The sequence below is a fragment of the Pseudomonas sp. WS 5010 genome (assembly GCF_012985565.1).
In the GTDB taxonomy this organism is placed as follows: domain Bacteria; phylum Pseudomonadota; class Gammaproteobacteria; order Pseudomonadales; family Pseudomonadaceae; genus Aquipseudomonas.
This window is the reverse complement of record NZ_JAAQWQ010000025.1, coordinates 1-1,147: the sequence shown is the minus strand read 5'-3', so window position 1 is coordinate 1,147 and position 1,147 is coordinate 1. Positions and strand designations below refer to the sequence as shown.

General features: G+C 57.8%; 1 protein-coding gene. It reads left to right on the top strand.

Annotation, left to right across the window (positions count from 1 at the left end; genetic code table 11):
* The first annotated feature begins 303 nt into the window (after positions 1-303).
* Positions 304-753, top strand: a complete 450-nt coding sequence (locus tag HBO11_RS28400) for a type II toxin-antitoxin system PemK/MazF family toxin (RefSeq protein ID WP_170059067.1) — start codon at positions 304-306, stop codon at positions 751-753.
* Positions 754-1,147 lie beyond the last annotated feature (394 nt).

The following is a 1,147-nucleotide window of genomic DNA, read 5'->3' as shown; positions in this document are numbered from 1 at the left end:
GCCGCTGGCAGCCAGGGGTGCCCCCTGGACGGCAGAACAAAGCCACACCAAGGGCGCGGCCCTTGTCAACGCGCTGGGGTCGCCCAGGCCTCGGGTGCGCGGGGTGGTGAAGCTACCCCACACACCCAGGCGAAGACTGGGGGTCACTGCGCACCGTCAAGCAGAATGCGCCTACGGCGGTCCTGCGGACGCGGAACCCACCTTCGGCGGGGCCCCCGCCATTCAACTTGACCGCGCTTCGTTTCAAAGGCTAGAGCCTGTAGCATTTACTCCCTGGCGCTACCCCTAATTTAAGGACGATTGATGGCTATTAATTTTGAACCCAAGATAGGGCAGGTCCTGGAGTGCAATTACGGGGACTATCAGTACGATGAAGGCGGCGCAATCGTGTTCAAAAACTACGACTACCGCCTGAAGCCGGAAATGATCAAGAACCGTTTGGTGGTGGTGTTGAATGCGCGAATCGACCCAAACGCCTGCATAGTCGTGCCGCTATCGACAACAAAGGATATGGGCAAGCTTAGTCGTGGCTTGCACGTCGAGCTGGGGAGCGATCTGATAGACGAGTTGCCGTACTTCAAGCAACAAACCCGATGGGCGAAAGCTGATTTGGTGGAGCAGGTCAGTAAGCAACGTCTGTTCAAGCCCAGGGCGATGCGTGGGCATCTTGAACAGGTGCTATCTCGGGAGGTTGTAGCCCTTATTCAAACGGCGGTGATTAGGTCCGTAAACGCTGGTGCATTGCTCAAATAAGATTGACATGCGTGTCAACCGGCCATAGAATTTGCCACGTAGCCCTTGAGGCACTTGAGTTTTATCCCCCTAGAGGGACCTGCAAAGCCCGGTTAATGACCGGGCTTTTGCCTTTCTGGGATTTGTGTTTTGCTCCCTCTCCCGCCTTATTGCTCAATCCCTTACCTATCCGCATGCACTTTCCGATTCTGTCGAGCTGGGACAGGGTAGGGTGACTGGTCGCCCAGGCCGGGGCCAGCCAGCAAGCCAGCGGCGCGCTAGGCACCTGATAGCATTTTTCGGTGGCCAGCTGCGGCACCAGGTCGCGTATTGATAGCAAAACACGACCTGGGCGCAGATCCAGGACGGCGCAAGTGATAGCAAAAACCCCGGCCGGCGCCGGCGCTCGATCGGC

What these genes read in the sequence shown, in the direction of transcription:
- HBO11_RS28400 (WP_170059067.1), top strand. Translation starts at nt 304, where the DNA reads ATGGCTATTAATTTTGAACCCAAGATAGGGCAGGTCCTGGAGTGCAAT.